30 protein-coding genes and 1 pseudogene are annotated in these 24,548 nt (G+C 65.6%); 12 read left to right on the top strand and 19 right to left on the bottom strand.

Annotated features, from left to right (window positions below):
• The first annotated feature begins 23 nt into the window (after positions 1 to 23).
• Both ACIP5Y_RS22125 and ACIP5Y_RS22120 read left to right on the top strand, forming a co-directional pair.
• Entirely contained in the window at positions 24 to 890 is an 867-nt protein-coding gene (locus ACIP5Y_RS22125; RefSeq protein ID WP_400352247.1) for a GAF domain-containing protein, read from the top strand.
• A 39-nt stretch (positions 891 to 929) separates the two neighbouring features.
• Positions 930 to 2,225: an NtaA/DmoA family FMN-dependent monooxygenase gene (locus tag ACIP5Y_RS22120; RefSeq protein WP_400352245.1), complete on the top strand. Its 1,296-nt coding sequence runs from the start codon at positions 930 to 932 to the stop codon at positions 2,223 to 2,225.
• Here the strand turns inward: ACIP5Y_RS22120 and ACIP5Y_RS22115 are convergent.
• The 4 genes from ACIP5Y_RS22115 to ACIP5Y_RS22100 all read right to left on the bottom strand — a co-directional run bounded on the left by ACIP5Y_RS22115 (position 2,222) and on the right by ACIP5Y_RS22100 (position 5,082).
• On the bottom strand, positions 2,222 to 2,458 hold the full coding sequence (locus tag ACIP5Y_RS22115) for a hypothetical protein (protein ID WP_400352243.1): 237 nt from the start codon (positions 2,456 to 2,458) through the stop codon (positions 2,222 to 2,224). The two genes, ACIP5Y_RS22120 and ACIP5Y_RS22115, sit on opposite strands and share 4 nt — an antisense overlap.
• 179 nt (positions 2,459 to 2,637) lie before the next feature.
• Positions 2,638 to 3,450 carry a DUF2470 domain-containing protein gene (locus ACIP5Y_RS22110; RefSeq protein WP_400352241.1) on the bottom strand — a complete coding sequence of 271 codons (813 nt, stop codon included), beginning with the start codon at positions 3,448 to 3,450 and terminating at the stop codon, positions 2,638 to 2,640.
• A gap of 169 nt (positions 3,451 to 3,619) precedes the next feature.
• Positions 3,620 to 4,111: a MarR family winged helix-turn-helix transcriptional regulator gene (locus tag ACIP5Y_RS22105; RefSeq protein WP_400352239.1), complete on the bottom strand. Its 492-nt coding sequence runs from the start codon at positions 4,109 to 4,111 to the stop codon at positions 3,620 to 3,622.
• 95 nt (positions 4,112 to 4,206) lie between these two features.
• Positions 4,207 to 5,082 (bottom strand): LysR family transcriptional regulator, encoded by an 876-nt coding sequence (locus ACIP5Y_RS22100; protein WP_400352237.1) that lies wholly within the window; start codon positions 5,080 to 5,082, stop codon positions 4,207 to 4,209.
• Between the two features lie 70 nt (positions 5,083 to 5,152).
• Between ACIP5Y_RS22100 and ACIP5Y_RS22095 the strand changes: the two genes are divergently transcribed.
• Both ACIP5Y_RS22095 and ACIP5Y_RS22090 read left to right on the top strand, forming a co-directional pair.
• Entirely contained in the window at positions 5,153 to 5,899 is a 747-nt protein-coding gene (locus ACIP5Y_RS22095; RefSeq protein ID WP_400352235.1) for an SDR family oxidoreductase, read from the top strand.
• Positions 5,900 to 6,257: 358 nt separating this feature from the next.
• Entirely contained in the window at positions 6,258 to 7,634 is a 1,377-nt protein-coding gene (locus ACIP5Y_RS22090; protein ID WP_400352233.1) for an FAD-binding protein, read from the top strand.
• Position 7,635: 1 nt separating this feature from the next.
• On the opposite strand, the gene ACIP5Y_RS22085 is transcribed toward ACIP5Y_RS22090, so the two are convergent.
• The 5 genes from ACIP5Y_RS22085 to ACIP5Y_RS22065 form a co-directional block, all read right to left on the bottom strand.
• On the bottom strand, positions 7,636 to 8,265 hold the full coding sequence (locus ACIP5Y_RS22085; RefSeq protein WP_400352231.1) for an LUD domain-containing protein: 630 nt from the start codon (positions 8,263 to 8,265) through the stop codon (positions 7,636 to 7,638).
• A gap of 86 nt (positions 8,266 to 8,351) precedes the next feature.
• The gene (locus tag ACIP5Y_RS22080; RefSeq protein WP_400352229.1) at positions 8,352 to 9,143 is read right to left on the bottom strand and encodes an SAM-dependent methyltransferase; all 792 of its coding nucleotides are present in this window, start codon (positions 9,141 to 9,143) and stop codon (positions 8,352 to 8,354) included.
• Positions 9,144 to 9,245: 102 nt separating this feature from the next.
• Entirely contained in the window at positions 9,246 to 9,719 is a 474-nt protein-coding gene (locus ACIP5Y_RS22075; protein WP_400352227.1) for an NUDIX domain-containing protein, read from the bottom strand.
• A complete protein-coding gene (locus ACIP5Y_RS22070) occupies positions 9,703 to 10,005 on the bottom strand; it encodes a hypothetical protein (RefSeq protein ID WP_400352225.1) in 303 nt (100 codons plus the stop codon). The genes ACIP5Y_RS22075 and ACIP5Y_RS22070 overlap by 17 nt, the downstream gene beginning before the upstream one ends.
• Before the next feature lie 180 nt (positions 10,006 to 10,185).
• The gene (locus ACIP5Y_RS22065) at positions 10,186 to 10,464 is read right to left on the bottom strand and encodes a hypothetical protein (RefSeq protein ID WP_400352224.1); all 279 of its coding nucleotides are present in this window, start codon (positions 10,462 to 10,464) and stop codon (positions 10,186 to 10,188) included.
• Between the two features lie 166 nt (positions 10,465 to 10,630).
• On the opposite strand from ACIP5Y_RS22065, the gene ACIP5Y_RS22060 reads away from it, so the two are divergent.
• The 3 genes from ACIP5Y_RS22060 (at position 10,631) to ACIP5Y_RS22050 (ending at position 11,764) form a co-directional block, all read left to right on the top strand.
• A complete protein-coding gene (locus ACIP5Y_RS22060; RefSeq protein ID WP_400352222.1) occupies positions 10,631 to 11,122 on the top strand; it encodes a hypothetical protein in 492 nt (163 codons plus the stop codon).
• Positions 11,082 to 11,435, top strand: coding sequence for a VOC family protein (locus tag ACIP5Y_RS22055; protein WP_400352221.1), 354 nt, complete (start codon positions 11,082 to 11,084; stop codon positions 11,433 to 11,435). The genes ACIP5Y_RS22060 and ACIP5Y_RS22055 overlap by 41 nt, the downstream gene beginning before the upstream one ends.
• 101 nt (positions 11,436 to 11,536) lie before the next feature.
• Entirely contained in the window at positions 11,537 to 11,764 is a 228-nt protein-coding gene (locus ACIP5Y_RS22050) for a hypothetical protein (protein ID WP_400352219.1), read from the top strand.
• A gap of 57 nt (positions 11,765 to 11,821) precedes the next feature.
• On the opposite strand, the gene ACIP5Y_RS22045 is transcribed toward ACIP5Y_RS22050, so the two are convergent.
• Positions 11,822 to 12,508 (bottom strand): class I SAM-dependent methyltransferase, encoded by a 687-nt coding sequence (locus tag ACIP5Y_RS22045; RefSeq protein WP_400352218.1) that lies wholly within the window; start codon positions 12,506 to 12,508, stop codon positions 11,822 to 11,824.
• A 48-nt stretch (positions 12,509 to 12,556) separates the two neighbouring features.
• Here ACIP5Y_RS22045 and ACIP5Y_RS22040 point away from each other — a divergent pair, with 48 nt between their 5' ends.
• Positions 12,557 to 12,973, top strand: coding sequence for a MarR family winged helix-turn-helix transcriptional regulator (locus ACIP5Y_RS22040; RefSeq protein ID WP_400352216.1), 417 nt, complete (start codon positions 12,557 to 12,559; stop codon positions 12,971 to 12,973).
• On the opposite strand, the gene ACIP5Y_RS22035 is transcribed toward ACIP5Y_RS22040, so the two are convergent.
• The 5 genes from ACIP5Y_RS22035 to ACIP5Y_RS22015 are packed head-to-tail and all read right to left on the bottom strand — an operon-like array spanning position 12,970 to position 16,253.
• Entirely contained in the window at positions 12,970 to 13,431 is a 462-nt protein-coding gene (locus ACIP5Y_RS22035; RefSeq protein ID WP_400352214.1) for a hypothetical protein, read from the bottom strand. The genes ACIP5Y_RS22040 and ACIP5Y_RS22035 overlap by 4 nt on opposite strands.
• Positions 13,432 to 13,455: 24 nt before the next feature.
• Entirely contained in the window at positions 13,456 to 14,289 is an 834-nt protein-coding gene (locus tag ACIP5Y_RS22030; RefSeq protein WP_400352212.1) for an alpha/beta fold hydrolase, read from the bottom strand.
• Complete coding sequence (locus ACIP5Y_RS22025) at positions 14,286 to 14,807, bottom strand: SRPBCC domain-containing protein (protein WP_400353845.1); 522 nt, start codon at positions 14,805 to 14,807, stop codon at positions 14,286 to 14,288. Before ACIP5Y_RS22025 ends, ACIP5Y_RS22030 begins: the two co-directional genes overlap by 4 nt.
• A gap of 30 nt (positions 14,808 to 14,837) precedes the next feature.
• Positions 14,838 to 15,152 carry an ArsR/SmtB family transcription factor gene (locus tag ACIP5Y_RS22020; RefSeq protein WP_400352210.1) on the bottom strand — a complete coding sequence of 105 codons (315 nt, stop codon included), beginning with the start codon at positions 15,150 to 15,152 and terminating at the stop codon, positions 14,838 to 14,840.
• A gap of 51 nt (positions 15,153 to 15,203) precedes the next feature.
• The gene (locus ACIP5Y_RS22015) at positions 15,204 to 16,253 is read right to left on the bottom strand and encodes a sigma-70 family RNA polymerase sigma factor (RefSeq protein ID WP_400352208.1); all 1,050 of its coding nucleotides are present in this window, start codon (positions 16,251 to 16,253) and stop codon (positions 15,204 to 15,206) included.
• A 114-nt stretch (positions 16,254 to 16,367) separates the two neighbouring features.
• Between ACIP5Y_RS22015 and ACIP5Y_RS22010 the strand changes: the two genes are divergently transcribed.
• Complete coding sequence (locus ACIP5Y_RS22010; RefSeq protein ID WP_400352206.1) at positions 16,368 to 16,967, top strand: dihydrofolate reductase family protein; 600 nt, start codon at positions 16,368 to 16,370, stop codon at positions 16,965 to 16,967.
• Positions 16,968 to 17,193: 226 nt separating this feature from the next.
• Here ACIP5Y_RS22010 and ACIP5Y_RS22005 read toward each other — a convergent pair whose 3' ends face one another.
• Complete coding sequence (locus ACIP5Y_RS22005) at positions 17,194 to 18,159, bottom strand: SDR family NAD(P)-dependent oxidoreductase (protein ID WP_400352204.1); 966 nt, start codon at positions 18,157 to 18,159, stop codon at positions 17,194 to 17,196.
• Entirely contained in the window at positions 18,152 to 19,027 is an 876-nt protein-coding gene (locus ACIP5Y_RS22000) for a polysaccharide deacetylase family protein (protein WP_400352202.1), read from the bottom strand. Before ACIP5Y_RS22000 ends, ACIP5Y_RS22005 begins: the two co-directional genes overlap by 8 nt.
• Positions 19,028 to 19,484: 457 nt before the next feature.
• Between ACIP5Y_RS22000 and ACIP5Y_RS21995 the strand changes: the two are divergent.
• Positions 19,485 to 20,377, top strand: a pseudogene (locus tag ACIP5Y_RS21995) (LysR family transcriptional regulator).
• Here the strand turns inward: ACIP5Y_RS21995 and ACIP5Y_RS21990 are convergent.
• Positions 20,370 to 21,260, bottom strand: a complete 891-nt coding sequence (locus ACIP5Y_RS21990) for a helix-turn-helix transcriptional regulator (RefSeq protein WP_400352200.1) — start codon at positions 21,258 to 21,260, stop codon at positions 20,370 to 20,372. The pseudogene ACIP5Y_RS21995 and the gene ACIP5Y_RS21990 overlap by 8 nt on opposite strands.
• Before the next feature lie 126 nt (positions 21,261 to 21,386).
• Positions 21,387 to 22,190 (bottom strand): SDR family oxidoreductase, encoded by an 804-nt coding sequence (locus ACIP5Y_RS21985; protein ID WP_400352199.1) that lies wholly within the window; start codon positions 22,188 to 22,190, stop codon positions 21,387 to 21,389.
• A 469-nt stretch (positions 22,191 to 22,659) separates the two neighbouring features.
• Here ACIP5Y_RS21985 and ACIP5Y_RS21980 point away from each other — a divergent pair, with 469 nt between their 5' ends.
• Positions 22,660 to 23,766: a hypothetical protein gene (locus ACIP5Y_RS21980; protein WP_400352197.1), complete on the top strand. Its 1,107-nt coding sequence runs from the start codon at positions 22,660 to 22,662 to the stop codon at positions 23,764 to 23,766.
• 63 nt (positions 23,767 to 23,829) lie between these two features.
• On the top strand, positions 23,830 to 24,519 hold the full coding sequence (locus tag ACIP5Y_RS21975; protein WP_400352195.1) for a bifunctional 4-hydroxy-2-oxoglutarate aldolase/2-dehydro-3-deoxy-phosphogluconate aldolase: 690 nt from the start codon (positions 23,830 to 23,832) through the stop codon (positions 24,517 to 24,519).
• The last annotated feature ends 29 nt before the right edge of the window (positions 24,520 to 24,548 follow it).

Here is a 24,548-nt window from a genome sequence, read left to right as displayed (position 1 = left end):
CATGGGTGGCGGGCGGTATCGCGGTGAGTGACGGTGAATGGTTGGTCATCGAGACCCTGTCGGACTCCCCGACAGTGGTTGCCGCCGGATCGCGGGTCCGCAAATGGCGGCCCCTGAGCAACGTTTTCCGAGGCAGCTCGCTGACCATGGTCCAGAAACTGGTGGGTGTGGTCGTCGACAATCTCAAGGATTCCCAATCACTCGTCGACCTCACCCCCGGCACCCGCCTGGCCTATGCGCGTCCCATCCTCGGCCCCGGCCGGCAGGTGCATGCGGTCATGGTCTGGCTGGGCAGCCGAGACGAGAATCCACCGGCGCCCCCGCGGGCCCTGGGCTGGTCCTGGGACATCACCGACCCCGGGCGCCCGCGCACGGTCTCGCACCCGGGCAGCGCCGACTTCTACGGCTTCCCGCCCGGTACGGACCCCACTCTCACCGATCTGCTGTCGACGCTCACCGACCTGCGTGACACGGCCGAGGTTCTCACCTCTGTGGATACCGCCGAACCCGATCACGCGGGGACCGGTGAATGGCTCATGCGCCGCCCCGACAGCCGAATGATGAAGCTGCGCTACGCCTTCCGAGCGGCTCGCTCGGACGACCGGCTCTACCTGCACGGCATCTGCCAGGAACTGCCGGACCACCTCCCCGGCCCGGCCGACCTGCTCGCCGTCGACGTGCTGGGTGCTGTCGCTGCCGACCGTCCCACCGCCTTGGTGCACACGAAATCCGGCCACGTCCGGGCCTGGCTGACTCCGCCTCCGGAGTCGCTCGGGTCGGATGTCATCAGCGGTGATGCGCCACTGTCCGGCATCTTGCCGGTCTCGCTGCCGGGGCTACCGGAATCGACCGCATTGGGCGTGTGGGAGTTTCGTTCACGGCGACAGTAACCATCGCCGTCACGCGGTCGCGGGCCTAGCGTCGATCGGGTGGGCAGCGTGCGGCGGCGGCCGTTGAAAACGGTTACGGGAGTCAGTGGTTCGGCGGACGTCTACGCGGCGGCGGTGGATCCGGGACGGTCGACGTTGGCGTCGGTGGTCGAGATCGCCAAGCTCGCCGAGGCCAACAAGTTCGATGCGTTGTTCGCGGCCGACCTGCTCAGTTTCGGGGCGCAGGGGGCCATCGGCGCGCAGGAACCACTGATTGTCGTATCGGCATTGAGTTCCGTGACCAGCCACGTCGGGTTGATCGCCACGGTGACGACCACCTATCACCATCCGTTCAATCTGGCGCGGCTGTTCGGGACGCTGGATCACGTCAGCAATGGGCGCGCGGCCTGGAACGCGGTCACCTCCTCGGTGGGCGAGGAGAACTACGGCGCCGGAGACCTGCCCGGTCCCGAGGAACGCTATGCGCGGGCGACGGAGTCGATCGAGGTGATCAACGCGCTGTTCGACAGCTGGGGATCGGGGGCGCTGACGCCGGACGGGCGCGGCGGGGCCGTACTCGATGCGTCACTCGTCCGGCCGATCGACCATGCGGGTGAATACTTCACGGTGCGTGGGCCTTTGAACATTCCGCCATTGCCGCAGCGGCGGCCGGTGCAATTCCAGGCGGGCCAGTCGGCGGCGGGGATCGAGCTCGGTGCGCGATTCGCCGAGGTTGTCTTCACCTCGCTGCCGACGCTGGAGGATGCGGTCACCTATACGAAGCAGATCCGCTCCCGCGCAGTGGAATTGGGTCGCGCGCAGGAGCTGCCTCTCATCATGAGCTCCTTCCATGCGACCTACGGCGCATCCGAAGCCGAAGTGCGGCGCCTGGTGCGTGAACGGGAAGAGGCCACCGATTTCGAGGCCGGCCGGCTCGCGCTCGCCGACATGTTCGGCGGCGGAATCGATCTGACCGAATTGCCGCTGGACCGGCCGATTCCCGACCACCTGCTACCCGACGTGCAATCGGTCCAGCGCCGCCGCGGCCGCGTCGATATCTTCACCGCCTTCGCGCGTTCGGGAAAAACGCTGCGGGAGCTCATCATCGCAGCCAAGGACACCGGCCACTGGGCGCCGGCCGGAACTCCCGACCAGCTTGCGGACGCCATCGCCGAACGCTACGACGCGGGCGTCCTCGACGTCATCAGCCTCGGTGGTCTCGCGGATCCGCGGACCCGGGACTTCGTGCTGAACGGTCTGCTCCCGGAGCTGCGCCGACGCGGAATCGTCGGCACCGACTATGTCGGCGCCACCTTCCGCGAGAACCTCGAATTGCCTCCGCTCCCGGAGCCCTAGCTGCCGCGCATCATCCACCCGGACCGGTCGTCACACAGCATGATGCAGCCCGGCAGTGGCTGATCGGGCGGCAGGATGGTCGAGCCGGGTCCCGGATCGCACAGCATGATGCAACCGCTGGGCAGTCCCCATCCGGGTTGCGGGTATTCCGGGTTCCGGTATCCGGTCCCGGCCATGGCCGGGACCAATGCCGCAGCGGCCACGGTGAGCACGAGCGTGGTAAGGACCGCCATCGTCTCGATCCCTTCTGACAGCGGTGGTGCGCGCCGGACGGCGACATTGCCACGGCGCGACAGCAGTCACCTGCCCGCTGCGGCGGGCACCAAACCCGCGGGGAAGGGTCGAACGGTGAAACGGCTGGACGGTGGTGCTCACCCGGATTGACATCGGGCAAGCTCAACCGGGGTTTTCGCTACCGACCGTCCGGTGCTTCCGCGCGCGAAAGACGAGTGAGTTCGACCGTCGCCGCACGCAATTCACCGACTTCGTCGAGCGGCTTCAGATATCCGACCCGGGTCACGGCCACACCGCGCGGCGTCGTGACCCGCAGATCCAGTCCGTACCGATCGGCACGCTCGCAGGTGGCCGCGGTTGCGTCCGGGAATCCACCCCGGGCCTGGACCATCGCGAGCAGCGCATCGGCGTGATCGTCATTGAGGTGGGTGACGGCCCGACCGGCCAGCGGCACAATCGGATCCGCTGCCGCCGCGGCATAGTCCTCGGCGCTCGCGGAATCCATCCGCCCGTATCCGCCGACCCAGCGGACGCGCTCCACCCGCACCACCCACAGCGTGAAGTCACTGAAATCGATGTAGTACTTGGCCGCGGGCACGGCCGCCATGTACGCCTCGCGCGCGGCGGCGGCCTCATCGCCCTCGGGCTTTTCGGCCCTGCCCGCCAACGTGACCCGCGCGCCTGCCAGCGGATCGTCCGGCAGGTCGGGCGACACCACGGCCAGGCTGGCTCGTGCATCGCCCGCCAGATTCCGCCCGTGCTCGGCCAGCCGTGACACGCACAGCACGGGCTGCCCGTCGAGCAGCCCGTAGGTGACGAAGGACGCCCATGGCGCCCCGTCATCGGTCAGGGTCGCCAGGGTTGCCGTATTCGTCGCCGCGACAATTGTTCTCGCCTCTTCGGCCGCGCTGGGCCGGGCGTCGTTCAGAATCGCTGTCAGCGGCAGCGGAGCCGAGGGAGCATCGCCGGGATCACCGTGGTCGAGGGCCATGCGACACAGGCTACGGGCCGGTCGGTCGTCCAGCCAATACCGCCCAGCCGGTCAGTGCGCGCCGATGTCGGCGGCGGTGGTGATATCGGCGCGGAGGCAGGCTCGGTGATAGGTCTGCACGGCCTGGCGGGCCGCGGAATCGGTTGCGGTCATTGTGTTTTCCACGTGCTCACGAAAGCGGGTTCGTGTCGTCGGCGGCGAGGTACTGCTCGATCCGGTGCTGGTTCTCGACCACTCGAAGACATAGATGACGGAGCTGCGCGAGCTCGTCCGCGCCGAACCCGGCGAAGATGGCCGACATTGCTCTATCGGTCGGTTGCCGGAAGGAATCGAGCCATTCCCGTCCCGCGTCGGTGATCGCCACCCGCACGCTGCGGCGATCGTATGGATCCGGGACACGGCGCACGAGTTCGTTGCGCTCGAGCGTGTCGACGAGTCCGGTGACATTGCGTGAACTCACGCCACACACCCGGGCCAGCTCGCCGATGCTCAGCTCGTGTTCGGCGGTGCCGAGCCTGCCGAGTACATCCAAGGCGCCGGTGCTCAGTCCCCGCCCGCCCGCACCTCGGGAACGGAGCCGATCGACGGCTTGCCAGGCCGACCGCAGGGCCGCGGCCGCCTCGAGAGCGTCGATCCCGTTGTCGGCGGCCAGCATTTGCATCGATTGACGCGTACCGGGGTCGTAGAGAAGTCCGTCCGTGCCACGGATGCTCCGGGCCGGAGATTTATGTACCTCATTCATTATGTAGGAGTACTTTATTGCACTCGACCGCTGACGGCAACGGTTTCGAGACGTGCCGCGAGCGCCCGGCCGTGCCGCAGAAACGCGGACAGCGCGGGAGATTCGGTATCCGGGAGCCAGGCCAGGACCGAGACGATCGGTTCGGCATCGACGATCGGGATGCAGGGCAAGCTGCGCGGGATCTGTCCCACCGCGGAATCGGGCAACAGGGCCACCGCGCGATGCGTGGTGACGAGGTGCGTGAGTTCGCCGCTGTCGCGGACCAGCGGACGGTTCTCGACGCCCGGTCCGGGAGCTGTTTCGGGCCATCGGGCGATCGGTTCGCCGCTCAGGTCGGACGTGGAGAGCGTGTGGCGGAACGCGAGTGGGTGGCCGGGTGCGAGAACCGCGATTTGACTGTGTACCTGGAGGTCGAGCGTGCGCAGACCGCTGAGGTCGTTGTTCGGCCGGTGCAGCAGGGCCAGGTCGGCGCGGCCGTCGCGGAGCATGACCGTTCGTTCGTCGACGCTGTGGACGATCTCGACCGGTGCCGCCTCCGGATCGGAAGCGAAGTCGTTCATGATTCGATCGATCAAACCGTCATCGGTGCCGGCCTTCATGGCGAGCACCAGATGAGCGCCCTCGACCGCACGACGCGTGTGACGGGCCGCGCCGGCGACCGCATCCAGGGCGCGAATTCCCTCGCGCAGCAACACCTTTCCGGGCTCGGTGAGCTGGACGCTGCGGCTGGTGCGGTTCAGCAGGGTCACTCCGAGTCGTCGCTCCAGTCGCGCGATCGCGCGTGACAGCGCCGGCTGGGCGATGCCGATCCGCTCCGCCGCGCGCCCGAAATGCAGTTCCTCGGCGACGGCCACGAAGTAGACCAGATCGCGGGTCTCGAGCAGATCCATTACTCCACGGTATCGATCCAGAACAACTCGGTCCTGGCCGCGGTGGGGCCACGGTGTTGAGCTGGAGTGCATGGAGACAGAACGGGATTCGATCGCACTCGTCACCGGCGGCAATCGAGGGATCGGCTATGCGATCGCCGCCGAATTGGGGCGTATGGGCATGACGGTAGCGCTCGGCTGCCGCGACCTCGAGCAAGGCGAGGAGTCTGCAGCGCGGCTGCGCGCCACGGGAATCGACGCGCACGCCGTCCGGCTGGATGTCACCGACCCCGATGATCCGGTCGCGGTCGCAGCCTGGATCGAGACGGCATACGGCCGCTTGGACGTGCTGGTGAACAACGCCGGCATCGCCGGTCCCCGAGCAAGTCAGGTTCCTGGATCGACCGTTCTCGACACGCTGCGGGCGGTGTTCGCCACCAACGTCTTCGGCGCCGTCGCCGTCACCGAGGCCATGGTGCCGCTGCTGCGGCGCTCCCGTCGCGCGCGCATCGTCAACGTCAGCTCGGGGCTCGGATCGATGGCCCGCATGACCGACCCGCACGACTATTTCGCCGGACTACCAGCGTATCTGGGCTATCCGCCGTCGAAGTCCGCGCTCAACCACGTGACCGTCCAATACGCGAAACATCTTGCCTCGGATGGCATCCTGGTGAATGCCGCCGACCCCGGTTCCTGCGCGACGGACTTCACAACCGGCATCCCCGGGATCACCCGAACCGCCGCCGATGGCGCACGCGTAGCTGTCCGGCTCGCCACCCTCGAAGACGGCGGCCCGACCGGCGGCTATTTCAACGATGCGGGCCGGGTGCCGTGGTGAAGCCGAAGCGGCGAAACGGGTCCCGTATCTCGGCCTCCGGGTAAAATCACAGAATATTCTCGGTGAAGTCACAGCAACCGGCGCGGACATATCGCAAGACCAGCTCACGGCCCACCAGCACCCCGAAATTTCGATCCGGAAACGATTCGATCAACGAGATCCGTTGTCGTCGTTGGCAGCTCGGCTGCCGGTTCGGGTGACCTGAAACCCCAGTTGCAAGTACCTTGAGAGGTAGGTGAGTGTTGTATGAGGGAACAGGGGCCGAGCGATCGATACCAGGGGCGTTGACATTTCTCGCAGCACATTTCTGCGAGGTGTACTCGGGGTCGCGGCGGCCACGTGGGCGTCTGCCACATGGTTGCCTGCGGCGCATGCCGACCCATCACCGTCCGCGGCGGACATCGCCGCCGGCGCGAACTGGGGCGAGCTGCAGAACCGGATCCAGGGCCAGGTCGTCCTGCCCACCGACGGTGGTTACGGCGCCGCCAAACAGATCTTCAACACCCGGTTCGACGATCTGCTGCCGGCGGCGGTCGTGCAGGTGTCCTCCGCCGAAGACGTCGCGGCGGCAGTCTCTTTCGCGGGTGAGAACGGGCTGCGGTTCGCGGCCAGATCCGGCGGTCACTCCTATGCGGGAGTCTCGTCCGCGACCGGGGTGATGATCATCGACCTGCGCGGGCTGACGGGCGTCGACTATGACAACGGGTCCGCAGTCATCGGGCCCGGGAATGCGCTCAGCGATGTCTACCAGGCCCTGGACGGGTACGGGCAGACTCTGCCGACCGGCATGTGCCCCTCGGTGGGCATCGCCGGGCTCACCCTCGGCGGCGGCCTCGGCTTCGAGTCCCGCGAATACGGCGTGACCTGCGATCGGCTCACCGGGGCGACCCTGGTGTTGCCGGACGGCACCATCACCCAGGTATCCGATACCTCGCGACCGGACCTGCTGTGGGCGCTGCGCGGCGGCGGTCAATTCGCCGGCGTCGCAACCTCGTTCACCTACAACACCTGCCCGGCGACCTCGAAAGACGTTGTCGCGGTGACCTTCCCCGGCGACCACGCGGCGCAGGCCATCACCGGCTGGCAGCAATGGCTGCAGACCGCCGACCACAGCCAATGGGCCGACGTCAGCATCGATGCCGACGGCCACGGCGGACTGCGATGTTGGATGCAGATCGTCTGCCCCGCCGACAGCGGGGACAGCGTGGTCGACGCGCTGTCCGACGCCATCGGAATGCGGCCGCTGACAGTGGAATCCCGGACGCTGTCGCACATGGACTCGATCGTCTACCTCGCCGGCGGCAGTCTCACCGAACCGCGCGCCAGTTTCACCAACGGCTCCGATATCGTCGCCAAACTCGACCAGAACGTGATCGGCGTGATCATCGAGGCGATCACGGCGTTCTCACAAGCCGGGAATACCGGCTGGGTACAGATCAATACGCTCGACGGCGCGGTGCGCGACACCCCGCTCGCCGAGGCCGCCTACCCGTGGCGCAACCATGCCGCGATGGTGGAATGGGGTGCCTACCAGCCCATTCCATCCGAGATCGCAATGGCCTGGGTCTTCGCGGCACACCAGCTGATCAGATCCGCCTCCTCCGGCGGCTATGTCAACTACCTCGAGCCCGGCGACCGGATCGAACGCTACTTCGGTGACAACTGGAGCCGCTTGAACGCCGTCCGCAACACCGTCGACCCGGACAACAGGATCTACACCGTGCTCGTGAACTGATTCAGAAGCCGATGGCTTCGCGCAGCAACAGCACGGTGCCGCGGCCGGGATTCAGCTCCCCATTGAGAACGAGCAGCCGGTTCACCACGCTGGGCTGTCCGTAAACCGCTCGGGCGCGGTCACTTTCGAGCGGGAGCGCGTGCTCTTCGACGCGGCGCAGGGCAGTAGCAAGGTCCGGGACGATCTTCTGCGAGCCCACGATCCAGACCGCCCGGGCGGCGCCGCCGGCATACGAGGGAATCTGGCTACCGGTGGCAGACGCGGCCACCAGGGAGCCGGTCTCGGTGACCGCCGCGACACTGCCCACGACGACATCCGGACTCGCGAGCAACTGCCGGAACTCGTCGGCCTGAACGACACGATCCATGCTCAGGACGCGCGCCTTGACCGACGTATACCGGTCGCCGGCATTGATGTCCTTATCGATCCCCGACAGGCGCAGAGTCTCACTGGCGCCGGTGAATACGCTGCTGCCCGCGGGAATCAGCTCCTCGACGCGGGCCCGGGCGGCCGCGGCATCGTCGAGAATCTCGGCGGTGAAACCGTGCGCGGTGAGCGCGGCCGCCGTCCGCGCCAGGCTCTCCTCGGAGGCCGCCTCGGTGAACTGTGCTGCCGGAACTGGAGTGGTCATGATCGTCTCCCGGAGTCGATGGTCGGTGGGCGAGTGCCGCCCACCGTGTTTCGACGACACAGCTCTCCGGAATGTCAGGCGCCGGGTCAGGGCTTGCGGGCCACTCCGGCGTAGCAGGAGACATCGGCGTCGTAAGACGGTGAGACCTCGGTCATCTGATCGGCCCGCCACCGATGCGGCGGCACCACCCCGGGCTCCACCAGGTCCATGCCGCCGAACAGTGCGGTGACCTCATCGAGGGTGCGGTCCTGCGCGGTGATCCCGCGCGCGCGGTAGATCGCCCGCGCGGTGGCCACCTGCTCCGGATCGAAATCAGCCGTGGCCGTGCAGATCACGAGGTAGGACCCCGGCGCGAGCGCATCGATGAACGACGACATGATCTCCGCGGTCCCGGCGTCCACGAAGTGCAGCAACGCGATCATGCTCAACCCGATCGGCTCGTCCAGATCGAGCACCTCGGTCAGCTCCGGCGCTTGCAGGATGGATTTCGGCTCGTTGACGTCCCCGTGGATGTACGTCGTCGCCCCCAGTCCGCTCCCCGTCATGAGCGCCCGAGCATGCGCCAGCACCAAAGGATCGTTATCCACATACACAACCCGAGCCTCGGGCTCCCCGTGCTGCGCGATCTGATGCAGATTCGGCTCGGTAGGAATCCCCGTCCCGATGTCCAAGAACTGCCGTACCCCCGCATCCACCAGGAACCGAGTACTGCGCTGCATGAACTGGCGATTGGCCCGGGCAGCAGTCCGAATCCCCGGCCACACCTTCAACACTTCCGCAGCAGCCTGCCGATCAACCTCATAATTATCCTTTCCCCCGAGAAAGTAGTCATACATCCGCGACGAATGCGGCTGCCCCAGCCCAATCTTCCCGTCCATCACCCCACCGCTCCAATCGCCCAACCGGATCAGAAACGCACCCGCCCAGGCTAACCGATCCCCGTATCGCCCCAAGCGCGTTCACCTGGGCCGGTCGGCGCTCTAACCGAGATAGGGCGTACTTCGCCGCTCCTCATGGTGCCGCAGCCGAAGTCGCACCGTATCGTGCACGGGCAACTCCGCCAGTTCATCGATGGTCAAGAATCGAACTTCCGTGGACTCATCGCTGACCTCGATCCGCCCACCGACGACGCGACCGTAGAAGGTGACGTTGAACTCCTGCCGAATCTCACCATCGCCGTACTCGATGATGTGCTCCGGATCGGTGTAAATGCCCAGCAGAGCGACGATCTCGATGTCGAGCCCGGACTCTTCCTTGGTCTCCCGGACCACGCACTGCTCCAGTGTCTCCCCGATATCCATGATGCCGCCCGGGAACGACCAGTTGCCTGAGTCGCTGCGCCGCTGCATCAGAATCGCACCACGCTCATCGACCACCAGCGCCGAGCCGCCAGGGACCAGGCTGTTCGCCTTGGGCGCCCTCGGATCCCGGTAGTAATCACGTCGGCTTCCCATGCGTCACCTCTCGCTCATAGGGTGCAACCGTGCCCCAGATCTGTTCCACCTGATCGGCAAACGACGAGAAGATGCCATGCGGGGACAGCTGCCGAAGATGCATAGCAGGGTGTTGATACCCGCGAGCGCGCACAAGATACGGCGTCACGATCATCTTGTCATCGAACCTGAATACGGAGTTGTATAGATGCGTGGTGTGCAGACCGATTCGACACCCGGGAGTATCGGTCAGCTGCCCGAACATGTTCAGCGCGTTGCGGATCCGTCCTGCCAGCGTGCCGCTCATTTGTTCCAGCGCATCCCGCTCCAGGACATGCGCACAATCAGGATCTGCGAAAGCCAATCGCACCCGTGCGCCCTGTCGGCACTTCGCCGCAATCAACTCCGGCGCATTGGGGAGCAGCTCGAAGACGAACGGATAGGCATAGCCGATGATGTCGATCTGTTCGGTGGCCCCCAGAACTAGCTAAATCCACAGGTCGTTCGGTATCTCGGCGCGATGGGCATACGCGCCGATGACCTCGGCGGTCGCTGGTGCGCCCGCACTCAGATCAGGACTAGCCTGCGGCCAGAGTCCATCCTCGGTCTCGCCCAGGGCCCGAGCCACATCCAGGCGCGTACGGCGGTGCGGAACGCGACCTGCCAGCCATCTATTGACCGTCTTCACATCAACGCCAACGGTTGCAGCCAACGCCGCAGAGTCGAATCCCGCCCTGAGCATGGCTGACTGCAGGCGCTGAGTCATAGGTGCACTTTACGGAACGTATCCAGGACACATATCGCATTTGAAGTGTCCGGTGAAGTGTCCTGAGCACAGTTCAAGCGTCCCAGGGTTCTTCATATCTTCTAACCAAGGGTTCCAGGAGTCGAAGGGGTCTGGCCCCGACTCGCCGATACGACAAGGGGTGATCGTGAGCGACGCACGGCGCAGGCCGCCCGACAAGGCGGTCGTCTTCATATACAGGCCGCTTGCTGCGACCAAAGCCCGGCTCGACTGGGCAAAGTTCTACGCGCAGCAGCGTGCTGTGGAGCAGAACCTTCGGGTGGGTGCGGTTGTCGTGGCCGAACGCATCGACGAGGGGGTACGTGAGCTGGTGAACGTGGTGAGGCGGCTGGATGCGGGAATTGTGATCACGCCGAATCTTGATCATGTTGGTGGTTCTCCGGTCGCCGTGACCAGGTTTGCGGAGCTGCTGACCGTCAAGCCGCCGGGGCGGTTTCGCTGGGTAGCCGGAGAAGCTGCGGCACGAGAGATTAGATTGACGCTTGCCCTGATGCCGTTCCGGTACTCCGATATCCCGGAAGGTATTGGGGAAGAGGGTAATTCAGGTGACAGCGTCACGACACGGGAGTGCTTACGAAATGACGAACCGTTGGGTCGGGGTGACGATCGATTGTGTTGATGTGGAGCGGGTGGCGGCGTTTTGGAGTGCGCTGCTGGATCGGCCTCGGGGGCCGGCTCAGGAGGGGTGGGTTTATCTGGGGGAGGCTGGCGATGTGCAGCCTCGGCTGGTGTTTCAGCCAGTGGGTGCGGCGAAGCGGGGGAAGGTGCGGGTGCATCTCGATGTGGCGGTGGAGGACATCGGGGAGGGGATGGGGGAGGTTGTGGGGTTGGGGGGTTCGTTCACGGGGGAGCGGCATGACTACGACGAGGGGGTGGTTGTGGTGATGGCGGATCCGGAGGGGCATGAGTTCTGTTTGGTGCAGTACTACTGACTTGCATCGGTGAATTGTGAAGGATTCGCGTTCCATTGATGTACAGTGCTGTTCGTCGGTCGCGTTTGGGCCGGCTCGGCTCTTGGATTCGAGGAATTGCTATGGCCCGCAAGACTGTTCGACACGCTGTCGCCGCTGTATCGATCGGCATTGCCGCCGTCGCGGCGATGGGGATCGGCGCCGGAACCGCTGGTGCGGTGACCGGCCCGAACGACAATCCGGCCGCGACGACCGTCGCCGGCAGCACGGGCTCGTCGAGTGGATCGGCCAACCCGGCGTGCATCGTGGAGATGCTGCTGTTCGAGGCCCCCGCGCACAGCGCCTGCTGAGACGCGGATGGCCCGGAGGTCGCCATTGACCTCCGGGCCATCCGGGTAGTGCGGCTGTCAGGCCAAGTGGGCCGACAACAGCCAGGCGGGCACGGACTTTCGGCCGTTGTCCTCGTCCCGGATATCGGTGCCCGCGAAATCCTTGAAGCTCTGGAAGGTTTCGGGGACGTTCGCGTGGATGCGGGCCGGGCGGATCTCGTCGATCGCCCAGTACGGGCTGACCGCCTCGCGCAGTTCCTCGGCGGTGACCGGATGGGCCGGACCGCCGGGAACGGTGGTGCCGTCGAATACCAGCACGAAATACGACGCGCCGGGAGCCGCGGCGCGGACGATCGACTCCTGGTAGCCCTGACGCAATTCGACCGGCATGGAATGGAAGAGCGTGCTGTCGACGATGGTGCCGAAGCGGCCGTCGTAGCCGGTGAACGAACTGATATCGGCGACCTCGAAGCTCGCGGTGCTCAGGCCGCGTTCGGCGGCTTGCGCGCGGGCGAGCTCGATTGCGGTCGGAGACTGATCCAAGCCCACCGTCGTGAAGCCACGCTGGGCGAGGTAGAGCGATGCCGCGGCTTCACCGCAGCCGGCGTCGAGGATCTCGCCGTGAAACTTGCCTGCATCGATGAGTGCGCGGATCTCGGGCTGTGGTTCGCCGATACTCCACGGTGGCCGCTCCCCGCCACCCATTTCGGGGGCCTGACCACGATAGGCGGATTCGAATAACGCGTTACTGGATGAACTCGTCATACCCCCCATTTTATATCAACGAGGTTGATATGTGTCAATATGGTTGACATGGAAGGACTCGAGGACAAGCCCCTCGGCTACCTTCTGCACCGGGTTGCGGCAGCCCTGCGTGCCGAGGTCGCCACCACCGTGCTGGAACCACTGGAACTCGCGTTCCCCGAATACCTTTGCCTGCGCCTGCTCGCCCAGTCGCCCGGCGCCTCGAACGCCCAACTGGCACGCGAAGCGAGCGTCTCGCCACAGGCAATGAACAAGGTCATCCGCGAACTTCAGGAGCGAGGGCTGGTGACACGACCCGCCACCGTCCTCTCCGGAAGATCGTTGCCCGCCACTCTGACCCGCGAGGCCACAACCCTGCTCACCGGCCTCGACCCGAAGGTGATCGAAGCCGAACGTCGAGTCCTCGCCCGGCTCAGCGAACAGGACCGACGGGAATTCCGGCGACTACTCGTCGCAATCGGCTAGCGCGCCGGCTCCGGGAGGCGTGTGCCGGTCACCTGGTAACCATCGCCGTCAGGGTAGAACCATTCGCCGACCATCGTGTCATCGTCGGTAAATCTGCCGAGATAGTAAGTCTGCGAATCCTTTTCACCCGCCCAGATGGTCAGCTGATCCCCGGACGGCTCGTACACGTAGTCGAAGGTATTGCCCATCGTGTCGTAATAGCGGGATCGTATTTCCTCGCCGGGCTGCTCTCCGAACGAGCGCAGGTGACCGATGATCTCGATCCCCTTGATGGTCGAGCCGTTCTGCCGCAGGTTCACTCGCTGCACCAGAAAGAATCCACCCTCCATCCATTCGAAGGCAATCGTGCCTTCGGCGCCGCCGGTGACGCTCCAGGTGCCGACCATCCTGTTCATTGCGGCAAGATCTGGATCGGGCACCGGAATCGGCGGGATGTCTCGGATTTCGTTCGTTGCCATTTCCGTACCGTCCCCTTGTCGAAATCAGCTGCGTGTTGCGTTGTTCAGGAAGAAGTCGCGCGCCGTGGCGGCAATACCTTTGGGGCGCATCATTACCGAGGCGTGGCTCTCACCCGGCAAGGATCGGTAGGTCGTGCCGGGCAGCAATGCGGCAAGACGCTCGGCGCCGTCGTGGAAGAATTTCGGGCTCTTGCTGCCGACCGCCACCAGCACCGGCGCCTCGACACCGAACCATCGGTCGGCGGGTAGCGGGTTGCCGGATTGAGTGTCGGCCAGGACGGCCAGGTCGTACGGAATGGTGTGCGCGATCGCGGCCATCTTCGACCACCCGGGCATGAACAGCCGCATCATCGTCACTGCGACAGCGGGCATTCCCATACCCTTTGTGAAGAAGAGCTTGACCGCTTCATTGCGGCGGCCCGCCGAAACCAGTTGCGCGGCTTCGTCGCCGAGCCCGCCGGGCACCGGCGGCCTGCTGCCGTCGGTGATGAAGGGCGGCTCATAGAGAAACACGCCACCCACGCTCGCACCGAGCTCGGCGGCCGCATCCAGCGCGAGAACCGCGCCCGACGAGCTGCCGAGCAGGAATGCCCGGCCACCCGCAGCGTCGATCAACGCTGCGATGTCCTCTATCTCGCGCTGCGGCGCATACGGCTGAGTGTCGCCGCTCTGACCTCGACCGCGGCGGTCGTAGTTGATGACCGTGAAGTCCGCCGCCAGCAATCCGGCCAGCTTGGCAGTGCCCGAATGATCGGCCAGGGCGGCCGACACCACAATGAGTGCCGGTCCGGCGCCGGACTGCTCGAATGAAATGATTGTGCCGTCTTTCGATGTCACAGTTGCCGATTCGGGGCTCATGTCGCAGATCCTTTCCGATCGTGTGTTGTCAACCATTCATCGAATCGATCCAGCGTCATGCTGAAGCCTTCGGCCATTCCCATCCTGGCCGCAGCCTCGAGCGCCTCCGCCGAGTCGAATCGCGTGCGCACCAGCAACTCCGTGCGTTCCCCGTGATCGAGCAGCCGAACAGTCACCGTTCGGTGGTTGTCGTCGACGATGTTTGCGTCGGGATCGGAGAAGGATTCGACAAAGGTGAGATGCGAGGGCTGCTCGACGTCGCCATAGACAGCGCGACCCCAGACCTCTTCGGACTCGTCGTGATCGGGCCGCATGCAGTAGTGCCACAGGCCGCCGGGACGAACATCCATCCGATACACCGTCGTGGTCCAGCCTCTCGGCCCCCACCATCGCGCTATATGCGTCGGACTCGTCAAACCCTCCCACACCAGCGGACGCGGCGCGTGCAGTAGGCGTTCGACCACTATCTCCCGGCTACGAACATTCTTCGTAATGACAGATTTCGACTCGGTGCCCATGGCCATCCTCACGGTCTGCATCGGGACAGGTCATTCTTCGCCCTTCATAACCTGTAGGTAGTTATCGAATTCATCGAGGCGTTCATCCCAGACCCGCCGGACGGTGTCCAGCCAGGCGCCGAGTTCCTCGAACGGCTCGGCCCGCAACGCATACACCCGCCGCTGCGCAATCGGCTGCATCTTCACCAGCCCCGCCTCTCGCAGCGACTGCAAATGCTTGGACACCAACTGCTGCTTGAGCTCGAGGCTCTCCACGATCTCGTTCACGGACCGAGGACCATCCCGCAAGAGCTCAACGATATGCCTGCGATTCGGCTCGGCGAGTGCCCGCAAAGTCGCTTCCATGACCAGAATCTACCAGCGAGTTGTACAACCAGCAAGTGGTATACATCCGGTCTATTGCGCACTCGGGAGCGATTGCGGCAGGCCGAATATGGGGAGGACGGTGTCTTCGAAGCTGGTCCATGCGCCGATTCGGTCGCCGGCGAGGGTGAGGACGAAAAGGCCGATGCCGTGGATGCCGGTGGGGGTGTGCCGGTAGACCCCGAATGCCGGCTGACCGTTGGCTCGCGTCGGCACCAGTTCGAATCGCGGTTCCGAGCCGAAAATGAAGGCGCAGAAGCGGGCCACGCTGTCTCGGCCGCGGTATTCCAGCGGCATGGGCGGCATCGATATGAAGACGTCATCGGTCAACAGAGCCACCAACGCATCGATGTCGGCAGCCTCGTAGGCGCTGACGAACTTCGCCACGATCGTGTCCTCGGCAGGTGAGTCGACGGCAGGCGGCTGCTCTCGGTCAGCAGTCACCGGCAGTCGGCGTTGCATTCCCGCACGCGCGCGTTTGAGAGCACTTTTGACCGATTCGACAGTCACGTCCAGCATTTCGGCTACTTCGTCGGCGTGGAATCCGAGGACGTCGCGCAGGATGAGGACCGCGAGCTGGCGAGGCGGCAGGATCTGCAGGGCGGTCACAAAAGCCAGGGAAATGGATTCGGTTTGCTCGTAGCGCGCCTCCGGACCGAGCGGCACGCTGATCGCACCGTCCAGCAGGGCGTCGGGATAGGGCTCGAGCCAAGGGATTTCGCCGAGTCCAGTGGGTTCCGGCGGTTCGATGCCGGGTATGTCCCACTGCTTTGCGGGACGTCGGCGAGCAGAGCGCAGCGCGTCGAGGCACCGGTTCGTGGCGATGCGATAGAGCCAGGTGCGCAGTGACGCGCGCCCGTCGAACCGTTCGAGACCTCGCCACGCGGCGAGCATTGTGTCCTGCAGAGCGTCTTCGGCATCCTGAAACGATCCGAGCATCCGGTAGCAGTGCACCTGCAGCTCGCGACGGTGCGGCTCGGTCAGCGCTCGGAATGCCTCGCCGTCACCGGCCTGCGCCCTCGACATCAGATCGGTTCTCGCCGATACCACTCCCGCCACCCCACTCCTCGTGTGCAGTCCCATGCCGTATGGACGCCGGCCGAGGCGCGAACGGGGCGGTCCGCGCAGCGCCCCCTTTTCCGATACCCCGGCGTCTGAACCAGTGCTAGCCGACAACACTGTCAAAGGAGCACGGAAATGGGAAAGATCGTCATCAGCACGAACGTCACACTCGATGGCGTGGTTCAAGACCCGGACGGTTCGGAGGGCTTCGAGCGGGGCGGCTGGTTCCACCAGTTCGTGGGGCGCAAAGACCTCGAAGACTGGCAAGCCCGCGAGACAGCGGAAGCGCTGGGTGTCGAGGCACTACTGCTGGGCAGCCGGAGCAGTGAGTGGTTCGCGTCCCGGATGACATCGGGCGATGGCGCGGCCGTCCGCGTAAGCCCCGAGTGGGCGGACAGAATCAACAGTCTCCCCAAGTACATCGTCTCGTCGACCCTCGCACATTCTCGGTGGAGCAACGCCATGGTCCTCAACGGCGATGCGGCAAAGGAGATTTCGGAGCTGAAGCGGAAAGTGGACGGAGAAATCCTGGTCTACGGCAGCTATCAGCTCGTGCGCACACTGATCGAACAGAACCTCGCCGATGAACTGCGGCTGGTAGTTTTCCCGGTTGTGCTGGGAGCCGGCCTGCGCCTCTTCGACGAGACCAGCGACAAGAAGCCGCTGCGCCTGATCAACACCCGAAAGATCGGTGACAGCCTGGTCTTCTACACCTACGAATTCGCGCAAGGCTGACCGCTGTCGGCCGGCGACGAGGCGGGTTTCGAGGCTCGTCGCCGGCCACGCGGCCGGGGCGGTGGTAAGCATCCAATGACTGAACGCCGCATATCGTTCCGCAGATTCTGCTGGACCGTCGGCATTTTCGACCTCACCCGCCACCTTGTGGACCTGCGCGAAACGCGGCAGGCGCAGAACGCCCCGACTGCCGACGTTAACACTAACGGGTAGGAATTTGAATCTGCTATGACTTTGCATCTGATAGTGCGAAGTCGGTGCGCAGCCAGTCTTCGAAGGTCATCATGTCGGGGTGGAGTTCGCGCAGGTGGTCGAGATCCCGATCGAGGCCCAGGATGTCGCGTGCCTGGAAGAACCGGAACATCGCGGCGTAGTCGTGGCCGATGCCCGGCATCGTCGATCGCAGCGTGTCCGGAGGCATGGCGCAGTAGTGGCACGGCGTCCCCGTCACGCGTTCGACCGTGGCGGCTATCTCGTCACCGGTGAGGCTGTCCGCCGTGATGGCAAGATCGCGGGCGCCCCAGCTCTGCCAGTTGCGAAGGATGTAGTCGGCGAACCATGCGATGTCGTCCAAGCCGATCAACGGATATCTCCCCGCCCCGAGTGGGAGCGAGAACAGCAGCCCGGATCGTCCGTCGGGCAGCGGGCCGCGCTGTGGTGCGAGCCGTTCTCGCAGGTTCTCGAAGTAGGGCGAGGTCGTCAGGATCGACACGTGTTCGCTGTACCAGCCGTCGCTGTCCTCGCGCATCATCTCGTCGGATCGGAGCATGTTGATGTGCGCGGCGACCGCGGCCTTCGCGTCGAAATGCGGCACCGCGATGACGCCGCCGGTGAGGGCCACGGCGCTGTCGAGTGAGGACCAGACGAACCGTTCGACCCGCGCCGCTCGCGCGGCCTCCAACACGGTGACACCGCGCTGGTACTCACCGAGAACGCTTGCCCCGGACCAGAAGTCGGTGTTGCAGAACACCTGTTCCGCATCGGCTACCGCCGCCGCGACACTGGCCGGATCGTCGAGATCGCCCTGCAGAATGCGGACCCGCCCGCCCGCTCGTGCCCGCAGCTCGGCGACGCGTTCGGATCGCGGATCGCGGGTGAGTACGGCGACGGTGGATCCGGGCGCGGCGAGCAGCCGGTGCACGATTCTGCCGCCCATCGCGCCCGTGCCACCGACGACGAGTGTGTCAACCATGATCGACTGGACTCCTTTCTGAATACTGTTGCGTAAGCAGGTATTCGGCGACCTGCTGGTGCGTGGCAATCCACACCTGCTCGCGCGCCGCCGCGATGTGATCGAGGATCCGGGAGAACATGCCGGACAGCAACGGGCGCGCGCCGACATGGGCGTGCACGGTCAGGTTGTAGACCCCCGCACCGGGCGCGTCGAGCACGGACCGCAACAGGCCGACATGGCTGTCCAGATATTCGCGCGGCCCACCGACCCCGCGAATATCGGACAACTCGCTGTGCATGATCGTGACGAGCGGACCGCCCGAGGTCGCCAGTACCCGCGGGAGCTCGTGGTCGTTGTAATCACCGGACCAGGTGTAACCGGCGTCGGTCAACAACTCCGGGGTGCTCGCCGTGCCGGAGGCGCGCGGACTCATCCAACCGGTCGGACGCACTCCGGTCAGTCCTTCGAGGATCGCGGTGCAGCGACGAATGTTCTCGCGTTCGGCACCGATATCGAGCAGCGCCGGAATGACGTCCTGCGCGTAGGAGTGCGCGGCGATCTCGTGCCCGGCCTCGTGCACGGCGCGCACCGCTCGCGGAAACCGTTCGGCGACGAGACCATTGATACCGAAGGTGGCGAGCATGCGATGCGATCGGAGTATCTCGAGCAGCCGCCATACCCCGGTGGTCGCTCCGTATTCCGACCACGAGATGCTGTGCATATCAGGCACTCCCGGCAGCGGCCACGCGCGGGCCATCGGCGCATAGACCGGCCAGCTACCCGGTGACCACAACTCCACCGCCGCGGTGATCATGACTACCACCTTCTTGCCGCCCGGCCACCGCATCGAACCATCCGCCGGCATGTCGATCACCTCCTCGATCATCTGCCGACCACCGGTCCTGCGTGGCCGGCGGCCCCGACATCGCGGCGAGTGATCCCGCGGCGACGACCGGCGGCACTGCGTTCGCGAACACGTACGGGCGCGAGCGAACGCGAAGCAATTCGACAATTTCCGCCCGGCCGTGGATGGTTGGCCAAGCCGAGATAGTCGTTGGCGCAGAAGTTCAGCAACGTGTTCCCGGCCATCGAGATTCGTGTCGACTGGGGCGTATCGATCGGCCGTTCGCGAGTGGCATGCGACAGCACGGTGCGGAGTTCGTTGCGGATCGTGAACATCGGGGTGCGCTTCCTTATTGGCTGACGGCACCGCCCGCGCGGCGGCTGTCTTCAGCCTCCGACCGGCGCGGACGGGAGTCCAATGCCCAGCCCGGAACCGGACATGCCCGGCAGGCATCATCCGACGTGGGCGGTATGCCCGAACCCGAAGCTACGGTGGAGAGATGACCGAGGTCGTACCGCCGCTCGATCTGGAACTGCGAGTGGTCCGCTATTTCCTGGCCGTTGCCGACCACATGCATTTCGGCCGGGCCGCGGCCGCCCTGCACGTGGGACAGCCGTCGCTCAGCCGTCAGATCCGCGGCCTCGAGCGGCAATTGGGGGTACAGCTGTTCCACCGGACGACACGAGGGACCCGTCTCAGCGAGGCGGGGGAGGCGTTCGTGCCCAAGGCCAGGACCTTGCTGCGCGCCGCGGACGATGCTGCGGCCGCGGCGCGGGCGGCGGTCGGTCCGGGCAGCATTTCGATCGGATACACCGCGGGTCTCATGGTCACCGCTGCGACCCGGGAACTACGTCGCCGGCATCGGGAAGCCATCGTGCGGACAACATATCTCGGGTGGGGGCGCCCCGCCGAGGCGCTACGCGACCACCAGGTGGACGCGGTTGTCGCACGCTTGCCTTTCCCCACCGAACAGCTGCGGATCACCCCGCTCTATGACGAACCGCGCGTCGTCATCGTCCCTCGCGACCACCGCCTGGCCGGTCGGCTGTTCGCCGTCCTCGCGGATATCGCCGACGAGCCCCTGCAGTGGGTACCCGGCCTCGATCCCGCATGTAGCGCCTTCTGGCGCTTGGAGCCACGCCCGGACGGCCTGCCGGCACCCACCGGCCCCGCGATGAACACGCTCGATGACACCTGGGAATTCGTGGCCTCCGGCGACACCCTCGCCGTGGCCACTCGCGGCCATTTCAATACCACCCGAACCGATTGGCGTTGATCCCGCTGCGCGATGTCCCACCCAGCCGGGTCGTCCTGGCAACCCGGGCCGAGGACTCCGGTCTGGTCGCCGCCTTCCGGCAGTGCGCCAGGGAACACCTGCGTCCCGTCAGCTGAGTGCCTGGATTTCGGTTGCCAGCCTGTCCTGGCTGGCCGCCCACGACGCCAATAGGGCCAGACCGTCCGCGGTCGCCGTGCCGGCGGGCGCGGTGTAGACGTTCAGGAGCAGGCCGGGTTCGGCAGGCATTTCCATCGATTCGACGTCCAGGTCGAGCCGGCCCACTACCGGATGGTGCATACGCTTGCGTCCGGACCGGTGGAGCCGAACGTCCTGAGATGCCCACCGCTGCCGAAATAGTTCACTGCGGGTTGATAATTCACCGACCAGGGCGATCAGCTCCTCGTCGTGCGGATTGCGTCCGGCTTCCATGCGGAGCTTCGCGGCCACATCGCAGACGATTCGGTCATAGTCGACGAAGAATGTTCTTGCCGCTTCGGGATCCAGATACACGAACCGCGCGGTGTTCGCCGGCCGTCGCGTGTCGGCCAGCACCGGTGAATACAGCGCGCGGGCAAGTTGATTCATGGCCAGCACGTCATAACGGCCGTTGCAAATCCACGCCGGCGCATCGGTCATGGCATCGAGCATCTGCTGAAGCGCCGGACGCACCGTCACGGCAGGCCTGCGCCGGCGTGGGCCGCTGGGCGCCCCGGATCGGCGCGCGAGGCGGAACAGGTGATCGCGCTCGGCCTCGTCGAGTTGCAAGGCAGAGGCCACCGCGTCGAGCACGCCATCGGAGGCGCCGGCGAGGCCGCCGCGCTCCATGCGCACGTAGTAGTCGACCGATACCCCCGCCAGCAGCGCTACCTCCTCGCGACGCAGACCTTTGACCCGACGATTGCCGCCGTAAGCGGGCAGGCCCGCCTGCTCGGGTGCGATGCGGGCGCGACGCGAGCTGAGAAACTCCCGGATATCGGTGCGTAGATCCATCGTGGCCATACCTCACCGTAAGTCCGTCCCGCCGTCCGAGGGAGGCACTGCGGGTACCCCGACGACTGCGTTGCGACCCGACCTCGGAGGTGTTCACGAGGGGCGCCGGCCGCTGGCAGAGCCTCGCGCCGACGCCTAGGTACCAGATGCGGTCGTCGCGATACCGCCGTCTACCGGGATGACGGTGCCCGTGAGGTAAGCCCCGGCCCGGCTGGCGAGGAACACCGCGATGCCTGCCATATCGTCGTCGCGGCCGAGCCGGCGCAGCGGGGCCTTCGCCGCGATCGTGTCGCCGATGGCATCGAGCGTGGACGCCATCATCTGCGACGGGAACGGTCCCGGCGCTACCGCGTTCACCGTGACGTGCTGCGGGCCCAGTTCTCTGGCAAGCACTCTGGTGAGTTGATGGAGTGCCGCTTTGCTGCTGGCGTAGGAGTAGTTGGGCGACTCGGCGACGTGGATGGCGGCGATACTGCCGATGTTGATGATCCTCGCGGGATCATCGGCGGTGCCCGCCGTGCGAAGTGCGGGGAGCAACGCCTGCACCAGCCAGAACGGCGACTTGAGGTTCAGGTCGATCACTGCGTCCCAGGCCTCGTCCGGGAACGTCTCCAGCGGCTCGCGCCACATCGCTCCCGCGTTGTTGACGAGAATGTCCAGGCGGTCCGAGTCGAGCTTGACAAGGTCAGCGAGGCGCTGACATTCGTCGTGTCTGGACAGGTCGGCGGGGATCGCTTGAACGTCGCCGAATTCGGACAGTAGATGCTGTGCCTCCGCGCACGTGTCCGGCTTGCGTGAGCTGACAATGACGCGGGCGCCCGCCTGGAGGAGGCCGCGCGCGATCATCATCCCGATACCCCTGGTGCCGCCAGTGACAAGGGCGTACTTCCCACTCAGATCGAAACGTTCTGTGTGAGTGGTGAATTGGTTGTCTACCATTGGTCTCCATCGCTTCTGTCATGGAAATATGCGCCGGCATCGTCGCGCATCCGGGGCAGCTGGATCGAACTCCTCGGTGTAGCTGGGAGCCGACTCAGCCAGGTTGACAGGCGTTTCGGACGTCGGGGAGACCCTGGCGTTCCAGGTACTGCGAGATCCCCCTTTGCCTCGTGCGCTGACTCAGCGTCGCCACAATCATTCCGGCACAGCCGGTCGTCGAGATTCGGAATCTGGTACGGGCGTACATGCGAGCCCAGTTTTTCGATAGTTCCGTCGCATATACGTTTCGTATGCGCAAACCAAACGGAAACGTAATTATCTGGAGGTGGAACTAAGGGAACGAGTTAGCCTGACCCCCGATAAGGTTCACTTATCGGGGGTCATATGGGTTGGGTTTGCGAAGCGACGCTTGGGGTTTCGTTTCGTGTCGATCCGTTGGAAATGACGAAACCAACGCTACGATTCTCCGGTGTCGAGCATCTGCAACTACCCCGGCTGCACCAAACCCATCACTCGGGGCGGTGGCCCTGGGCGCCCCTCGGAATACTGTGACCATCCGGATCACACGCGATGGAAGGCGTGGCGGGAGCGGCAGCGACGACTGGAAGGCGAGGGGGAAGGCGCCGTCGCGAACGTCACTGTGACGCAACAGGGTCCGGTGACGGTGGCTCGACTTCGCGCCGATGAGCTGCTGATTCAGTTCCGGGGGCTGGCCGATCAGCTCAACGGGACCATCGCTGCCGCGGTGGCCGAACTGTCCACGCTGGCGGACCCTTCCGTGGCGGAGGCTCAGGTTCAGGCCGTGCAGGCAGATGCTGCTCGGCGGATCGCCGAGGCGGAGATGGCGACTGTTGCTGCCGAGCAGCGGCGGCGGGAGGCGGAAGAGGCCAGGGAGGCCGCGGAATCCGCGGCCGAGGACGCGGCCGCCGCGGCCGAAGAGGCCGAAAGCAAGATCGCGGAGGCATTGTCGGCGCGGGATGATGCGATGCGAGAGGTGCAGAGCATCAGCAAGCAGGCTGCCGACGATGTCTTCGCTGCCCGCACCGAAGCCGAGGCCGAAATACGCACCATCCGGCGGGAAGCCGCCGAGGAGGTGGAGCGGGCGCGCGAGCAGGCGACCGAGGAGATCGAGCTGGCCCGCTCCAAGACCGTGGCGGAGGTGGAGCAGGTGCGCCGCGACTCCACTCAGCGCATCACCGCCGCCGCGGCCGAACGTGACCTCGCCGTGCAGCGGGCCGCGGATGCCGAACGCGCGATCGACCGCGCCGAACAGGCTGTCACCGAACGCAATCAGGTCCTCACCGAGACTCGCGACGAACTGCAGCGCGTGCGCGCCGAACTCGACCGCACCCGTGCCGAGGTCACCGATGTCCGTCGGCAGGCCGCCGCCGACGTAGCGGCCGTGCGCACCGAAGCCGCTGCCGCGCTGGAGAAGTCGAACCAAGGATCCGCGGCCCGCCTCGCCGCCCTCGAAGATGCCCGCGCCCAGAGCCTGACCCGCGCCGAACGTGCGGAACGGCAACTCGACGCATTGCTCGCCGAACGTGCCGGGGGAGCCGCGGTACTGCCGAATTGACTTGACTCAGATATAGCCGCCGATACGATGACTCTAGTTAACTAGAGTTAGAGGGTGGATCTGATGAGCGACAGGCATTCGACCGCAGACGGCGAGCAGGTAACCGCGCACGAGGCCATCTGGCAGCGGATCGCGACGAACAGGGTTATGCCCATTGTCCGTCTCTCGGATGTGTTGCCGCTCTTGGACATTGTGCGGGCACTCCACGAGGGCGGGATTCGAGTAATCGAGTTCCCGCTCACGACCCCGGGGGCTCTCGACGCGGTGGCGGCCTGTCGCGCGCACTACCCCGATGTCGTCGTAGGTGTCGGCACCGTGCATTCGGTATCGGATGCTCGCCGTTCCCTCGACGCCGGCGCACAGTTCCTGGCGTCGTACGCGTTCAACGAGAGCATGATCGACGCTGCGCACCAACACGGCGTTCCCGCGTTTCCCGCAGCGATGACGCCGACTGAAATCGTCACCGCGCGGGATGCGGGAGCCGATGCGGTGAAGGTGTTCCCGGCGCGAGTATTGGGTTCCGACTACATCTCTCTCCTCCGCGCTCCGCTGGCCCATATCCCGCTGCTGCCCAGTGGCGGTATCGCGGCGGCCGAGGTCCCGAACTACTTGCAGGCCGGCGCCGAAGCGGTCGGCGTCAGCGATCTCGTCGAGCCCGGCGCCGTCCGCAAGGCCGACTGGGCCGCCATCACCACCCGTGCGCGTGCACTGGTCGAGGCAACGCACCCACAGGTGATCTCGGTGGGCAGGTAGGCGGGTGGAGGGAGATGTCCACCCACGGG

It is taken from the genome of Nocardia sp. NPDC088792 (genome assembly GCF_044750615.1).
Taxonomy (GTDB): domain Bacteria; phylum Actinomycetota; class Actinomycetes; order Mycobacteriales; family Mycobacteriaceae; genus Nocardia.
The sequence above is the reverse complement of the archived record's forward strand: the minus strand, read 5'-3'. Positions and strand labels throughout refer to the sequence as shown.

Excerpts from the sequence above, each read along its gene's own strand:
- ACIP5Y_RS22115 (WP_400352243.1), bottom strand. The coding sequence starts at position 2,458 with ATGGCGGTCCTTACCACGCTCGTGCTCACCGTGGCCGCTGCGGCATTG.
- ACIP5Y_RS22110 (WP_400352241.1), bottom strand. The coding sequence starts at position 3,450 with ATGGCCCTCGACCACGGTGATCCCGGCGATGCTCCCTCGGCTCCGCTG.
- ACIP5Y_RS22105 (WP_400352239.1), bottom strand. The coding sequence starts at position 4,111 with ATGCAAATGCTGGCCGCCGACAACGGGATCGACGCTCTCGAGGCGGCC.
- ACIP5Y_RS22100 (WP_400352237.1), bottom strand. The coding sequence starts at position 5,082 with ATGGATCTGCTCGAGACCCGCGATCTGGTCTACTTCGTGGCCGTCGCC.
- ACIP5Y_RS22095 (WP_400352235.1), top strand. The coding sequence starts at position 5,153 with ATGGAGACAGAACGGGATTCGATCGCACTCGTCACCGGCGGCAATCGA.
- ACIP5Y_RS22085 (WP_400352231.1), bottom strand. The coding sequence starts at position 8,265 with ATGACCACTCCAGTTCCGGCAGCACAGTTCACCGAGGCGGCCTCCGAG.
- ACIP5Y_RS22080 (WP_400352229.1), bottom strand. The coding sequence starts at position 9,143 with ATGGACGGGAAGATTGGGCTGGGGCAGCCGCATTCGTCGCGGATGTAT.
- ACIP5Y_RS22075 (WP_400352227.1), bottom strand. The coding sequence starts at position 9,719 with ATGGGAAGCCGACGTGATTACTACCGGGATCCGAGGGCGCCCAAGGCG.
- ACIP5Y_RS22070 (WP_400352225.1), bottom strand. The coding sequence starts at position 10,005 with ATGAGCGGCACGCTGGCAGGACGGATCCGCAACGCGCTGAACATGTTC.
- ACIP5Y_RS22065 (WP_400352224.1), bottom strand. The coding sequence starts at position 10,464 with ATGACTCAGCGCCTGCAGTCAGCCATGCTCAGGGCGGGATTCGACTCT.
- ACIP5Y_RS22055 (WP_400352221.1), top strand. The coding sequence starts at position 11,082 with ATGACGAACCGTTGGGTCGGGGTGACGATCGATTGTGTTGATGTGGAG.
- ACIP5Y_RS22050 (WP_400352219.1), top strand. The coding sequence starts at position 11,537 with ATGGCCCGCAAGACTGTTCGACACGCTGTCGCCGCTGTATCGATCGGC.
- ACIP5Y_RS22045 (WP_400352218.1), bottom strand. The coding sequence starts at position 12,508 with ATGACGAGTTCATCCAGTAACGCGTTATTCGAATCCGCCTATCGTGGT.
- ACIP5Y_RS22040 (WP_400352216.1), top strand. The coding sequence starts at position 12,557 with ATGGAAGGACTCGAGGACAAGCCCCTCGGCTACCTTCTGCACCGGGTT.
- ACIP5Y_RS22035 (WP_400352214.1), bottom strand. The coding sequence starts at position 13,431 with ATGGCAACGAACGAAATCCGAGACATCCCGCCGATTCCGGTGCCCGAT.
- ACIP5Y_RS22030 (WP_400352212.1), bottom strand. The coding sequence starts at position 14,289 with ATGAGCCCCGAATCGGCAACTGTGACATCGAAAGACGGCACAATCATT.
- ACIP5Y_RS22025 (WP_400353845.1), bottom strand. The coding sequence starts at position 14,807 with ATGGGCACCGAGTCGAAATCTGTCATTACGAAGAATGTTCGTAGCCGG.
- ACIP5Y_RS22020 (WP_400352210.1), bottom strand. The coding sequence starts at position 15,152 with ATGGAAGCGACTTTGCGGGCACTCGCCGAGCCGAATCGCAGGCATATC.
- ACIP5Y_RS22015 (WP_400352208.1), bottom strand. The coding sequence starts at position 16,253 with ATGGGACTGCACACGAGGAGTGGGGTGGCGGGAGTGGTATCGGCGAGA.
- ACIP5Y_RS22010 (WP_400352206.1), top strand. The coding sequence starts at position 16,368 with ATGGGAAAGATCGTCATCAGCACGAACGTCACACTCGATGGCGTGGTT.
- ACIP5Y_RS22005 (WP_400352204.1), bottom strand. The coding sequence starts at position 18,159 with ATGGTTGACACACTCGTCGTCGGTGGCACGGGCGCGATGGGCGGCAGA.
- ACIP5Y_RS22000 (WP_400352202.1), bottom strand. The coding sequence starts at position 19,027 with ATGATCGAGGAGGTGATCGACATGCCGGCGGATGGTTCGATGCGGTGG.
- ACIP5Y_RS21990 (WP_400352200.1), bottom strand. The coding sequence starts at position 21,260 with ATGGCCACGATGGATCTACGCACCGATATCCGGGAGTTTCTCAGCTCG.
- ACIP5Y_RS21985 (WP_400352199.1), bottom strand. The coding sequence starts at position 22,190 with ATGGTAGACAACCAATTCACCACTCACACAGAACGTTTCGATCTGAGT.
- ACIP5Y_RS21975 (WP_400352195.1), top strand. The coding sequence starts at position 23,830 with ATGAGCGACAGGCATTCGACCGCAGACGGCGAGCAGGTAACCGCGCAC.